This is a genomic window from Blautia fusiformis (assembly GCF_020686995.1).
GTDB lineage: Bacteria > Bacillota > Clostridia > Lachnospirales > Lachnospiraceae > Blautia_A > Blautia_A fusiformis.
In genome coordinates this window covers 1-13,758 of record NZ_JAJEPT010000032.1, presented here as the reverse complement: position 1 = coordinate 13,758, position 13,758 = coordinate 1, and the positions used below count along the sequence as shown (strand labels likewise).

General features: G+C 44.3%; 11 protein-coding genes, 1 tRNA gene and 1 pseudogene. 2 read left to right on the top strand and 11 right to left on the bottom strand.

The window, feature by feature from the left end; all coding sequences use genetic code 11:
• Positions 1-438: 438 nt before the first annotated feature.
• The 7 genes from LKD46_RS16415 to fba form a co-directional block, all read right to left on the bottom strand.
• Entirely contained in the window at positions 439-2,136 is a 1,698-nt protein-coding gene (locus LKD46_RS16415) for an extracellular solute-binding protein (RefSeq protein WP_110104280.1), read from the bottom strand.
• Positions 2,126-3,829 carry a sensor histidine kinase gene (locus tag LKD46_RS16410; protein ID WP_021650824.1) on the bottom strand — a complete coding sequence of 568 codons (1,704 nt, stop codon included), beginning with the start codon at positions 3,827-3,829 and terminating at the stop codon, positions 2,126-2,128. The genes LKD46_RS16415 and LKD46_RS16410 overlap by 11 nt, the downstream gene beginning before the upstream one ends.
• Positions 3,804-5,342 carry a response regulator transcription factor gene (locus LKD46_RS16405; RefSeq protein ID WP_059085412.1) on the bottom strand — a complete coding sequence of 513 codons (1,539 nt, stop codon included), beginning with the start codon at positions 5,340-5,342 and terminating at the stop codon, positions 3,804-3,806. Before LKD46_RS16405 ends, LKD46_RS16410 begins: the two co-directional genes overlap by 26 nt.
• Before the next feature lie 89 nt (positions 5,343-5,431).
• Complete coding sequence (locus LKD46_RS16400) at positions 5,432-6,268, bottom strand: carbohydrate ABC transporter permease (RefSeq protein ID WP_021650827.1); 837 nt, start codon at positions 6,266-6,268, stop codon at positions 5,432-5,434.
• Complete coding sequence (locus LKD46_RS16395; protein ID WP_110104281.1) at positions 6,268-7,116, bottom strand: carbohydrate ABC transporter permease; 849 nt, start codon at positions 7,114-7,116, stop codon at positions 6,268-6,270. Before LKD46_RS16395 ends, LKD46_RS16400 begins: the two co-directional genes overlap by 1 nt.
• A 118-nt stretch (positions 7,117-7,234) precedes the next feature.
• Positions 7,235-8,563: an ABC transporter substrate-binding protein gene (locus tag LKD46_RS16390; protein ID WP_021650828.1), complete on the bottom strand. Its 1,329-nt coding sequence runs from the start codon at positions 8,561-8,563 to the stop codon at positions 7,235-7,237.
• Between the two features lie 276 nt (positions 8,564-8,839).
• On the bottom strand, positions 8,840-9,703 hold the full coding sequence (fba, locus tag LKD46_RS16385; RefSeq protein ID WP_015527136.1) for a class II fructose-1,6-bisphosphate aldolase: 864 nt from the start codon (positions 9,701-9,703) through the stop codon (positions 8,840-8,842).
• Positions 9,704-9,897: 194 nt separating this feature from the next.
• On the opposite strand from fba, the gene LKD46_RS16380 reads away from it, so the two are divergent.
• Positions 9,898-9,979: transfer RNA gene (locus LKD46_RS16380), tRNA-Tyr, on the top strand.
• Between the two features lie 786 nt (positions 9,980-10,765).
• On the opposite strand, the pseudogene LKD46_RS16825 reads toward LKD46_RS16380, so the two are convergent.
• Both LKD46_RS16825 and LKD46_RS16370 read right to left on the bottom strand, forming a co-directional pair.
• Positions 10,766-11,044, bottom strand: a pseudogene (locus tag LKD46_RS16825) (NAD(P)-dependent oxidoreductase); the annotation flags it as partial.
• Entirely contained in the window at positions 10,975-11,316 is a 342-nt protein-coding gene (locus tag LKD46_RS16370; protein WP_015527134.1) for an RraA family protein, read from the bottom strand. The pseudogene LKD46_RS16825 and the gene LKD46_RS16370, both read right to left, overlap by 70 nt.
• A gap of 164 nt (positions 11,317-11,480) precedes the next feature.
• On the opposite strand from LKD46_RS16370, the gene LKD46_RS16365 reads away from it, so the two are divergent.
• Positions 11,481-12,404 (top strand): LysR family transcriptional regulator, encoded by a 924-nt coding sequence (locus tag LKD46_RS16365; RefSeq protein WP_015527133.1) that lies wholly within the window; start codon positions 11,481-11,483, stop codon positions 12,402-12,404.
• 278 nt (positions 12,405-12,682) lie between these two features.
• On the opposite strand, the gene LKD46_RS16360 is transcribed toward LKD46_RS16365, so the two are convergent.
• Together LKD46_RS16360 and LKD46_RS16355 are read right to left on the bottom strand one after the other, a co-directional pair.
• Positions 12,683-12,850 carry a tyrosine-type recombinase/integrase gene (locus tag LKD46_RS16360; protein WP_021650830.1) on the bottom strand — a complete coding sequence of 56 codons (168 nt, stop codon included), beginning with the start codon at positions 12,848-12,850 and terminating at the stop codon, positions 12,683-12,685.
• A gap of 175 nt (positions 12,851-13,025) precedes the next feature.
• Positions 13,026-13,298 carry a hypothetical protein gene (locus LKD46_RS16355; protein ID WP_021650832.1) on the bottom strand — a complete coding sequence of 91 codons (273 nt, stop codon included), beginning with the start codon at positions 13,296-13,298 and terminating at the stop codon, positions 13,026-13,028.
• Positions 13,299-13,758: the final 460 nt, after the last annotated feature.

Here is a 13,758-nt window from a genome sequence, read left to right as displayed (position 1 = left end):
CTGCTGCGGAGGAGGGGTGATTACTACTTGGGCTGCGGGAGACGGCGTTATTGCGGCAGGGTCTGCTGTCTGAGCCGCAGGCGAGTTCTGGCCCTACCGCAATGCTTTTAGCCGCCTCACGGAGCCCTAGTAGTATCCCCCGACGGAGTCCCTGCCTGGAGCGATGCCACCTTCCTCTGGCGTCCCTCAACCACATCCACCTCTCAAAACCTCAAAAACATCCCCGACTGCATCCACTCCCGGAGCGATGCCACCTTTCTCTGGCGTCCCTCAACCACATCCACCTCTCAAAATCTCAAAAACATCCACGACTGCATCCACTCCCGGAGCGATGCCTTCTTCCCCTGGCGTCCCTCTATACATCCGCCTCACAAAATCCCAACAACATCCACCCCGGACCAATGCCACCTTCCTCTAGCGTCCCTCTATACATCCGCCTCACGAGTCCACAAGCCCTTCCCGAACCCGCTCCGTAAGACTGTCTCCACCCTTACGATACCAATCTTCCACAAAAGAGTCAAAAGAACTCACAGGCATCCTCCCCATAATGATCTGGATAAATGCGTTCTTCTCCAGCAAACGCAAAGTCTGAGGAATCTCCCCGTCACCATCCCCCAGATACTTCTTCTCCGGAGCACGGTAATTCGCATCCACCAGAAGCCCCACCGCCGAGATCCTGGACTTATACGCCGCCCAGGCCTCTACCGAAGGCACCTCCGCCTCAAGATACTCCTTACACGCATCAAAATAAGACGCCTCAATGGCACTGAGATCCTCCCTGGTCTTCTCATCGCCCGGACTGTAAAGAACCTCACGGATATGCTTTGTCACTATATAAGTAGCCTCATTATAATCCACATTGATCATTAGCGGACGCGCCGTAGGATCCACATTCAAGGCAAAATAAGTGTTCATCTCATCCGCATCCTCTGCCTCATATCTGGAATGGTCAAACAACACACTCAAAATCTTCATTACAATCTCCGGATGCTCATACCCTTTACGCACAACTACATATTTATTATCTCGAAACGTAGAGTATACCTCCACAGTCCGCTTTACATCCGCAGTCAGATAATACGGTTCCCAGTCTGCCTCTTTATTCTTCCGATACTCATCCATAAGAGGATTATTCGGAGTCCACCAGAGCCCGAAAAACGCTCCGCATTTTCCATTCACCACAAGATCACGGATATTATTCTGTGCACGTAAAGCAAAATCCGAATCCAGTATTCCCTGCCTGTAAAGCTCTCTGAGATACCCCAGAGCCTCCTTTGTCTCCTCCGTCAGCGATCCATAGACAATTTCTCCATCTGCATTTTCAATCCACTGCTGCGGATATGCCCCGAACTTTTCAAACACAGAGTCCACCGAATAGCTGGTGCTGACCGTGCCCACAAGTCCCGGATCACAGACAAGTCCCACAGGATCTTCACCATCCTCTGCACCCATCCGGTTTTCCTGAAACGCACGGATCACTGAAAAAGCCTCTTCCAGAGTCTTCGGTTCTTTCAGTCCCAGCTGCTCCATCCAGTCACGTCTCAGCCATAAAAGCTGCGGCCCATCATCAATGGCAGTCTCCGGAAGTGCATACAGTTTTCCGTCAAAAGTCCCGGATGCCAAAAGTTCCTCTCCATAGCTCTCATACATTTCCTTTATTTTATCGGAAGCGCAGCTTTTATATACTTCCGTCAGATCCTCGATAAGATCATTTTCAACCAGTTCTTCCAGAGTTTCCCTGTCCGACACCAGAAAAATATCCGGAAGATTCCGATCTTTGACCAGGATGTTCAGGGCTTCGTCATACCGCTCCTCACTCTCCATAAAAACATTCTTATTCTGAATATTCAGTGTTTTTTTCAGATACCGGGTATATGCATTGTCCTCATAAGTCTGCCCGTCCGGAAGATTAGAATTATTAGCCCCTTTCATCTGTCCCAGAGTATAAGTTACAAGCTCCGGATATTTCCCCAGAGGCGTGGTTTCTGCCTGTTCCCAGCTCTTACTGCTCTTTTCGGACAGAACATCTATATCTGTTTTTTCCATTTCTGCAGTTCCTAAAGAACACCCCGTCAAAAGTGCCAGGCTCAGTATCGTACTCAGAAATACCACTGTTTTTCCCAGACTAAGTCTCATCTTTTTTTACCTCTTTCGGGATCCTCATATCAACGCTTGTCCCCTCACCTACCTTGCTCAGGATCCGGATGGCATATTTCTCTCCATATAAAATGCACATACGGTCATTGACATTTTTAAGACCATAGCCTTTTGCCTGATATGTGAGCAGCTTTTCTGCCTGCTCCTGCTCCATCCCTATTCCGTTATCTTCAACCCGGATCACTACATCTCCATTCTCTTCAAAGAAATAAAGTTTCAGAAGCTTTTCCCCTTCCTCCTTCACATCCAGGCCATGCTCCAGAGCATTCTCAACGATGGGCTGCAGGGCAAGCTTCGGAACCAACTCCTGCTGCACAGACGGATCGATATTCCACTCCACCTTAAAATCATTGTCATGCATGATCAGCTGGATTTCCAGATAAGCTTCGATATTCCGAATACAGGTTTCCACAGTCACCATATCTGCTCCCTTACTGAGCGCTGTCCGGTAAAATGTAGATAATGCCAGTGTCACACGGCTGATCTCCTTCTGACGGCTCTTAATCGCCATCCAGTTTATAATAGAAAGAGAATTATAAAGAAAATGGGGATTGATCTGGGCAGTCAACGCTTTCAGTTCAAATTCCTTCAGAGCGATCTTATTTTCATACACTTCTTCGATCAGTCGATTAATTTCATCCATCATATGGTGAAAGCTTCTCACCAGCTGTCCTACCTCATCTCCGGAATCACTGTAAACCGTAACTTCACGGCTTCCCTGGTTCACCTGTTCCATATTTCTGGTAAGCTGCTCAATCTTTCTGGTAAACAGCTTAGAAAACGTCATTCCAAGCACAATGATGATCACAACGCAGAAGCCGATCAGTGGGATCTCACTGATCAATACTTTTGAAACCGAGCTCTCGATCACAGCCGGAGGTTTGTAAAAATAATAGGTCCATCTTGTTTCATGTCCGCTGCTGCTGACATAGGTATATTCTTCCCTCAGACGATCCAGCTTTTTTGCAGTTTCTTTCTGTGCTGAAATATCACTGGCCGCCAGATTTTCTCCATGATAGACGATATTTTGCTGATCATCCACCACAAAGCCTCCGGAATTCCGTTCAATAATATTAGCCAGAGGCTGGAATACTTTTCCGTAATCCAACAAAATACAGAGCACAGCCTCCCTGATCTTACCATCATATATTTCCCTGACTGCCGCAATCTGACGATTATCCCGGTCCACGATCCACTGAACCGTCACGGTATTATTTAATTTGTCACTCCACCATTCCCCATCAACCTCTGAAAGCGGAGCCAAGGTATATTCATGGCGCACGGGAATGCTTTCTGCAAAAAGATGTATCCCCAGAATTGCTTCGTGGTAGGATTTCGGCACCGTCAATAGCGGATCCACAACTTCCGTATACTGTTCATATGCAGTATAACGATCCATATCTTTGTTGAAGATCACCTCCTGGATTTCAGGAGAATAGGTAAGATAATTCAAAAGGCTGGCATAAATTTCGATCTGCCCGTCAATGTTTTCTCTGGTCTGCTCCAAAATGGAGTACATATCCTCCATCTCATTTTTCCGTACAAGACTACTCATACGACTGTGACTATACAGTGCCAACACAGTCATCGGCACCAGGGATACCACCACAAGAAGATTTGTCAGCTTGTACCGGTATTTCATATTATTATACTTCTTCAGAAGACTCTTCATCCTCATTGTTTCCTTTCCGATAGGACTCCGGGCTGCTTCCGTAATATTCCCGGAAGCTCCGGCAGAAATACGAAGAATTGGCAAATCCTACCTGCTCGCTGACCATGGCTACTTTCATGTTGGTAGTTCGTAGAAGCTCCTTGGCCTTTTCCATGCGGAACACACGGATAAAACGATTCAGGTTCATCCCCGTCTCCTTCTTGAAAATAAAGCTGAGATAGCCGGAAGAAAGATATACTTTTTCTGCCAGTGTTTCCAGATTCAGATCTTCCGCATAGTGATTGTAAATATAATTTTTGACTGCTGCCACCTCATCTCTGGATTCGCTCATGGAACGGTCCAGGAACTCCTCGTACTGGCGGATATTTTTTTCTGTAACCTCAATGATCTCCTGAATGGTAGAACAGCCATACAGATGATCCACCTCCAGATCCAGCCTGTGCTCTCCGGCAAAACGATTCTCCTGAAACAGCTCCCTTATCACATTGGAAAAAACAAATTTCACATACATGGCCGAAAACTGGGTATTGGACTGATATTTGGATGCCAGGCTGCGGAAATGGCTCCACAGCTGCTTCACATCCTTTCTGGAAATATCTTCTGAGATTTTTTCCATAAGCCTGGAATCCTGCTCCTCTTCTCCGGTATTTTTTTCCTCGTCCTCCTCGCTGGTGTAGACATGGATATCCGGATGATAAAATTTTTCTTCCATCTGCTGCTCCAGCTGTTCCATGATTTCCGGCAATTCCTGATATCCGTCAAAACGCCGGCTTACAGCCAGATGAAAGCGAACAGGATGAAGGCGCTTCAGAAGATTATAGACATTTTTTGCCACAAGGACATAATCACAGTACACATCCTTAAAAAGAAGCAAAGACTGACGGCCATTAAGATTCAAATAGAAGAAAGAACGGCGAAGCTCTTCCCGGATCTCAAGGGGAACCTCATCACTGGCAGAATCAAAAAAAGCTTCATCCGATTCAATAAGAATTGCACAGTGCCACTGCTCCCAGACAGAAAAATCCACAATTCCTTCCGCTTCCTTCAGACGCTCCTGATCTCCGGAATAAATGTAGCCCAGCAGAAAATACTGCTGAAGAAAGCTCTTTTCTTTTATGGACTGCTGCTCTTTATTTTTCCGGGATGCGATCTCCTTCTGGATCTTCTGTATGGTGTCATGAAAGCGGTCCGGATCCACCGGTTTCAGTACATAATCCGTCACACCATAGCGGATCGCCTCCTGAGCAAAAGCAAAATCTCCATAACCGCTGAAAATGATAATTTCCAGATCCGGATATTCCTCTCTTGCTTTTTTTGAAAGCTCCAGACCATCCATATGAGGCATTTTGATATCTGTCAGCATCAGATCCACCGGATGCTTTCTCAGCTCATTTAATGCCAGCTTGCCATTAGCCGCCTCATAAATCTCCCACTCTCCCTCCTCCATAGACAGAAGAAAGCGGATTCCGTCACGTTCCAGTTTTTCATCATCTACCACCAAAACTCTGTACATTCCTCACCTCGCCAAATATGGCCTGATCCACGTAAAAGCACGCAGAGCAGGCCGTTTTTCTTTCATTTTAACATTATTCAACTAATTTGTCAGCCCTTAACAGCTCCTGCAACCACACCTTCAATGATATATTTCTGGCATGCAAGATAGAAGGCAATGATCGGAATGATGGAAAGAACAAGAACGCCCATCATCGCTCCCATATCAATGGTTCCGTAACCGCCCTTCAGATACTGGATGGCAATGGAAATGGTTTTATATTTCTTGATATCAAGTACCAGATATGGAAGAAGATAATCATTCCAGATCCACATGGTTTCCAGGATCGCTACAGTTACACAGGTCGGTTTCATAACCGGAAGAACCACTTTAAAAAATGTCTGGATCGGGGTACAGCCATCGATCATGGCAGCTTCTTCGATCTCGATCGGAATGGATTTTACAAAACCGCTGAACATAAATACCGCAAGTCCTGCTCCATATCCAAGATAAATGATGATCAGTCCCCACGGAGTATTCAGTTTCAGGATGTTTGCGATCTTGGAAAGAGTAAACATTACCATCTGGAATGGTACGACCATGGAAAACAGGCACAGCATGTACATGGTTTTTGTCAGCGTGTTGGTAACACGGTTGATGTACCAGGCACACATGGAGGTACAGAGCAGAATTACCGCAACAGAAAATACTGTGATAAATAATGTCCATCCAAATGCCTGGAAAAATCCGGTTTTTGTGAGACCATTTACATAGTTTTCCAGACCTACGAACATTTTATCCGTTGGGATTGCAAAGGGATAACGGCTGATGTATGCTTTTTTCTTAAAAGAATTGATCAAAACCAGAAGGATCGGGAAAATATAAGCAACAGATACCACACTCAGGATCGCAGTCCACAGACCGCTGAATTTTACTTTTTTATTCATTACTGCTGTACCTCCTTACTTCTTGTGAGACGATTCTGGATCATGGCAATTGCTCCAACCAGGATAAAGAAGATCACGGCCTTCGCCTGTCCTACACCTTCCCATCCGGTACGTCCATAGAAGGTATTGTAAATATTCAGTGCAAGCATTTCTGACATATTGGAAGGCTCACCATTTGTAAGAGCAAGGTTCTGGTCAAAAAGCTTGAAGGAGTTGGTAAGTGTCAGGAAAGTACAGATGGTGATGGACGGCATGACCATAGGAATGATCACATGCTTCAGAAGCTGTCCTTTGTTCGCACCATCGATCTGTGCAGCCTCGATCAGTTCACCCGGGATATTCTGGATACCTGCAATGTAAATGATCATCATATATCCGATCTGCTGCCAGCACATCAGGATCACAAGACCCCAGAATCCGTAAACAGAAGAATATGTAAGTGTTTTATTGATCTGAAGAAGCAGACCGTTTAACAGAAGCTGCCATACATAACCAAGGATGATTCCACCGATCAGGTTTGGCATAAAAAATACGGTACGGAATATATTGGTTCCTTTGATCTTCTTGGTCAGAAGCAACGCAACTGCAAAACCGATCACATTGATCAGAACTACTGATACAACCGTAAATGCGGTGGTGTACCATAATGCATGTCCAAAGGTTCCATCCTCAGTAAAAATCTTCACATAGTTCTGTAATCCCACGAATTTTGCATCCGTTACTGTGGTAAATTTACAGAAGGAAAGATATACGCCCATGATAAAGGGAACGATAAATCCAATGGTAAATGCCAGCAGGGTAGGCAGGACAAAAACCGGAAAATACTTTTTCATCATCTTATTCTGCATGTTTTCTCTTCCTTTCTCCTGAGGATGCATCCTTCCCTACTTTACACATCCTCTCTTCATTAAAAGAGGCAGGCGGAAACCGCCCACCCCTTCGTGATCACGTTTCAGTTATACCTTATCAGCCTTCATTTGCTGCTTTGTACTCTTTTGCCCATCCGTCAACAAATGCAGTTTTCACAGCATCCCACTCGCCGGTACCCTGTGCATACTCAAGCATTGCACTGCCGACCTGGTTTTTCCACTCTTCAGAAGGCATGGTTGTAAAGTTCCATGAAACCGGAGTTTTACCAGCTTTTACATATTCGTCGGCTGCTTTTACAAGCGGATTTGCAGACTCATAATTCTCATCAAAGGTCTTGAATGGTGTTGTAAATCCCATTTCCTGGCTTATAGATTCTCTTCCTTCATCACTTGTGATAACCCAGCTGAGGAAATCAAGAGTTGCCTGGATATCCTTCTCATCTGCTTTTTTGTTTACGCACCAGTAGTTCTCACTGCCTGTGCAAAGTCCCTGGTCCTCTTCACCATCTACACCAATATAGATTGGAAGCATTCCCATATCCTCGTCTGCTACTTCGTTATCTTTGATGTTATCATAAGCCCAGGTTCCATTCTGATAGAACACAGCCTCTCCAAGACCAAATTCAGCATTTGCATCATCGATAGTCTTGCTGGAAAGAAGGCTTGGCTCACAGGTAGAATCTGTGATATAAAGGTCAAACAGGTTCTTGAAGTTGTCAAGATAGGTCCCTTTGATCGCATCTGTGGATGTGATTCCGTCTTCTTTGTACTCATAATAGATTGGAAGGTTTGCAAGGTGTGTCTTGAAGCGCCAGTCACTGGAAGAATCAAAGCCTGCGGAAGTAAATGCACCGTCAACTCCAAGGTCATCTTTCTTAGCCTGGATATCATCTGCAACCTTCTTTAATGTCTCAAAATTGTTGATCTCATCTGCAGACTTGATCACAGCGCCATCCATCTCACAGTATTTCTTAAGAAGCGCTTTGTTGTAAATAATTCCATATGTTTCAATTACATAGGCGATACCGTCAACTGCACCGCTGTCCTCCTTCAGTACGAAATCGTCACTCTCCACATTTTTGTAAACATCGCTGTCTTTCAGGTCATAGCAATAATCCTTCCAGGATGCAAGTCCAACCGGTCCGTTAACCTGGAACAGTGTCGGAACCTCATCCTTGGCCATCTCTGATTTCAGAGTAGACTCATAAGTTCCGGAAGCAGCTGTAACAACGGTAACCGGTACACCAGTCTCATCGGTGTATTTCTTTGCCAGGTCTGACCACTGATCTGCCTGCTCCGGTTTAAAATTCAGATAATAAACAGAGCCTTCACTGTCATCCCCTTTTGCCATAGCAGGAACTGCCGGGATCATGGTAGCTGCCATTAAAGCTGCAAGACCAAATGCTGTTGCTTTTTTCATTCTCATAATCGTACCTCTCCTTTACCTTATATGATATTCAATTTGTTTCGCGGATATGCTTAAAACGTCCATTTCGCATATTCCTGACCGATAAGCTTCAAATCAGCTTCTCGATTAACTTGATATTATTGTAAATCGAAGAGGTCATTTTCACTATATAAAAAAATCAAGAAACATGTTGATTTTTTTATATAGTAAAAATATTGATATTTTACCATGAAAAAAGAAGCCGGAACAGGCTTGCTCCCATTCCGGCTTCTTCCATATATTATTTTCGATTCATCATGCTTTATTGACAGATCCGAAAAGCTCCATTTTCTCTTTAACAGTAGCTTTGATCGCTTCTGCTCCAGGTGCAAGAAGCTTACGTGGGTCATATCCTTTACCCTGCTGATCCTTACCCTCTTCAATGTATTTACGTGTAGCTTCAGCAAATGCAAGCTGGCACTCTGTATTTACATTGATCTTGGAAACGCCAAGGCTGATCGCTTTCTTGATCATGTCTGCCGGGATACCTGTACCACCGTGAAGAACAAGCGGCATATCTCCTGTCAGTTTCTGAATAGCATCCAGAGTCTCAAAGCTTAAGCCCTGCCAGTTAGCCGGATATTTTCCGTGAATGTTACCGATACCAGCTGCAAGGAAGTTGATTCCAAGATCTGCAACTCTCTTGCACTCCTCAGGATCAGCGCACTCGCCCATACCAACAACACCATCTTCCTCGCCACCGATGGAACCAACCTCTGCCTCAAGAGACATGTTGTGCTCAGCAACGATCTTAACCAGCTCTTTAGTCTTAGCTACGTTCTCATCAATCGGATAATGAGATCCGTCGAACATAATGGAAGAGAAACCAGCCTCAACACATTTCAGGCATCCATCATAGCTGCCGTGGTCAAGATGAAGAGCAACCGGAACAGTGATGTTCAGCTCTTCCATCATACCGTTAACCATACCTACAACAGTCTTATAACCTGTCATGTATTTACCGGCACCCTCGGAAACACCAAGGATTACAGGAGAGTTGAGCTCCTGAGCTGTCTGAAGGATAGCTTTTGTCCACTCAAGGTTGTTGATGTTGAACTGACCAACTGCATAATGGCCTGCTTTTGCTTTTTTCAGCATTTCTGTTGCGTTTACTAACATGATAAAATCCTCCTAACCTGTATTAGGATACGGAAAAACCGTGTCCTTTATATCCAACCGTACTCATAATAGCAGATTTCCTTTGGTAAGTCCAGTATTTTACCAAAAATGCTGATTCTGTGGGAATTATTATTTTTTTTGAGAAAAAGCTTGCAATTTTATCAAATGTTATATATAATACATTTGTTGTTCACGGATGGATTCCCGAGTGGCCAAAGGGGGCAGACTGTAAATCTGTTGGCACCGCCTTCGAAGGTTCGAATCCTTCTCCATCCAGCGAATTTAGCTCTTACATCTTTGCGATGTAGGAGCTATTTTTTTGTGCAAAAAGAAAACCGCAAAGGGGCCGCAAAGCCGCGGCCCCTCTGCACACCCCTCGGGCTTTTTTTAAGGAGTTCTTGGTTGTGGATGAGGGGAGGGTGTTGACTTGTGTCTGTATGCTTGGGTATTGGATGTGGGACGCTGTGCCGATCTGGTTCCTGTATGCTTCGGTGTTGGATGCGGGATGCTGTGCCGATTTATTTTTTGGGGGATACGGCCGGCTGCTTTATTGGTTATGGATTGTTTTGAGGCCGTTTTCTGTATGCTTCGGTGTTGGATGCGGAACACTGTGCCGATCTGGTTCCTGTATTCTTCGGTGTTGGACGTGGAACGTTGTGCCGATTTATTTTTATATATTGTGTTTTTTGGGCACTGGGCAGAATGTACATTCGCTTCTATTGTCTGCTCTCTGCGGTTGAATTTTCAGCCGGGGATGTGGCAGCGGTATGGGCTGCTGCGGAGGAGGTGTGATACTGCTTAGGCTGCGGGGATCGGCGTTATTGAGACAGGGGCTGCTGTCTGAGCCAGAGGCGAGTTCTGCCCCTGTCTCAATGTTTTTAGCCGATTTCCGGAGCCTTAGCAGTATCCGCCGACGGAGCCCTGCCCGTACCGCTGCCACATCCCCGGCGTACGGTTCATTCAATCCACCACACAAAGAAAAAGACGGCCACCCCCCAAAAAGCGAGACAGCCGTCCTTTCCTCACACATCATACATAGGAAATCGAAACACCGAAAAAAATCTATTTGTTAACTCTGTTAACCGTATTACCATCCAGAAAAGCCTTGATATTATCAACCGTAATATCCATGATCCTCTGTCTGGAAGCCTGAGCAGCCCAGGAGATATGCGGAGTGATGATGCAGTTTTTAGCCTTGAGAAGCGGATTATCCCCCTTGATCGGCTCAGTAGAAACAACATCAAGACCAGCAGCATAAACCTTCCCACTATTCAGAGCATCTGCCAGATCCTGCTCAACAACAAGCTGACCACGGCTGTTGTTGATAAGGATAACTCTATCCTGCTTCCTTTGTTTGCAAGAACGATAACATCTCCCGGCTGAGCCATATCCAGTGCTTTATGGAACAGAAGGTTATCTCCTGCCGGTGCATTTACTGTAAATGCAGTTCCCAGAAGTCTTGCCTTCGGGTTCAGCGGGAAAATACTGGAATCTACGGCAGCGATCTTTCCACAGTTATCATCAATATTTGCAACTGGAATTCCACGGAAGGCTTCTACTAATTCTTTTGACGGTCTTTCAAAATTTCGTCTGATCCTACATCCTAATGCCATATGAAAACCTCTCTTCTTTTGATTTTCTTTTTTAATTGTATTTATCATATCATACAAGCTTACTATTGAATAACGAATAATTTCTCTGTATAATATAAATAATTTTTATATTATCAAAGCTTAAACCATCCTATAGACAACACCAAAGAAAAGGAGCTGTTCATATGAATCTTGCTGAAATCGAAACCTTTCTCACCATTGTAAATACCAAGAGCATCACCCGTACAGCGGATCTTCTTTTTCTTTCCCAGCCTACTGTCAGCCACCGGCTCACATCTCTGGAGAACGAACTGGGTTTTCCCCTTGTGATCCGTCAGAAAGGCCACAAGCAGGTGGAACTGACTGCCAAGGGAACGGATTTTATCATCCTTGCGGAACGCTGGATGTCTCTCTGGAAGGAAACTATGGAGCTGCAGCGCAATCAGGATTCCCTGCTGCTTACCATCGGCTGTACAGACAGCCTGAACGTAGCTGTTTTCGCACCACTGTATGACAGGATCTTAAATGAGCAGACCAAGCTGGACCTGAACATCGAGTCCCATCACTCTTCAGAGCTCTACGGTCTTCTTGGAGAACACAGCATTGATATCGGATTTGTCTACCACAAATTGCATTACAAGAATATCATAACAGAGAAAATCTTCGAAGAAAAACTTTATCTGATACAATCGGATCAGCCAGTGATTCCGGCTCCGGCAATACATACCGATGAGCTGGATCCATCCCTGGAGCTGTTTTTAAGTTGGGATGACAATTATCAGATCTGGCATGACCGCTGGCTTTCCTCCGCTTCCAGGCCTCACATTGCGGCAGATACCATCACACTTTTGGACCGTCTCTGGAAAAAACCGGGAAACTGGATGGTCGCACCACAGTCTGTGATCCTGGAGCTTTCCCATTACCGGCCTCTTTTTATCAGTGAACTGAAAAACACACCGCCAAACCGTGTCTGCTATAAGATCAAGCATAAATATCCAAAGTCCACTAGCAAACGTGCCGTGGAATTCTTCGAAAATGCACTGGAAGACTTTCTTGCAGAATCCACTCCGTCCTTCCCGATCGGCCAGGTATGGGAACGACAGAAATAAAAAAAACGGTAAGCACAAGTCCGTCAGGAAGATTTTCTGCTTTACCGTTTCTTCTTATTATATTATTTATACCAGGATTTTTGATCCACCGCTTTCCGCCACATAAAGCAATAACGGGCTTCGACTTGTTTCATCATATATCAAGAACACTTTGTTTACAAGGATTTTCAGCATTTCCATGAAAAACAATATTTCGTCTGATTGCGTCTATTTTCTTTTATTTGTCACAAAAATTGTCATAAAAGAGCCACGCCCGATAAAGGGAATGGCTCTGATTATTACATTATATTTTCAAGCTTTTTTATTTCATTCTGTACTCTTGCAACATCTACGTGATTGTATATGTTCATTGTAATGCTTATGTCACTATGTCCCATAATCATTTGTAAAACTTTGATATCTAGGCCAGCTTCTGCACATCTGGTGCAAAACGTATGCCTCAGCATATGTGGATGTGTCAAGTATAGGACAAAAAAATTTTATTTTTTTCTGCCGAAGACTATCTGACGTTTCCATCAGGTAGTCCCAGCACCTTTATTATCTTCTGATAAATCATTCTTGTCCTGCTCAAGTTATCTCTGTTCTGAAAAAATATCGTCAAAATTCCATTCGATTTCAATTTCATCCTGAATCAGAGAAACAGCAGCACCCGTCACTGCAATCAGCCCCACTCTCCAGTTCATACAGGTAAGCCACAAAAGAATACAGATAAAATTCAGATGCGCACTGTTCCATGTACATGTCTGAAAAACAAATCATCACACCTGGCATTACTCGGTAAACCGTCATAACGCCCTCTCCTGTCGCATCATTTAACATAAGAACAGCGCAATTCTCATTCTGAATCACAGGCTTCACATTACTTCCAAGACTTGCAATTTCATTTACATTCAAATTTCTTCTCCTTTCACATAGTGGTATTTCTTTGTATTAGTTTCATCTAACCTTTTTTTCTATTATCTTAACATGAGAATCGAGCATTATCCAGACCTGAACGGACGACAATAATCCATTTAGACAAAAATAAAGTTCCAGACTTATTATCTGAAACTTTATTATAAATCCAGCATCATTGCATTACTTCACACAACGGAAATATACCATAGAACCGTCAACATGGATATCCGTTTCTTTATATAGTTTTTGAAGGATATCTCTCAGCTCTTTCTCCGTCTGAAACGGTGGAGAAAACCACCCTTTCTTTGCAAGAATATTTTTTACCAGCCAATCTGTCCGTTTCGATTTTCCCCTGATTTGACACTCCCCACAGCTAAAGTAGGGGGATTCTTGCTTCTCCCACTACTGCATTGGCAAACACCTTACGGTACTGCAATGTCTTACACAGTGTCCACAA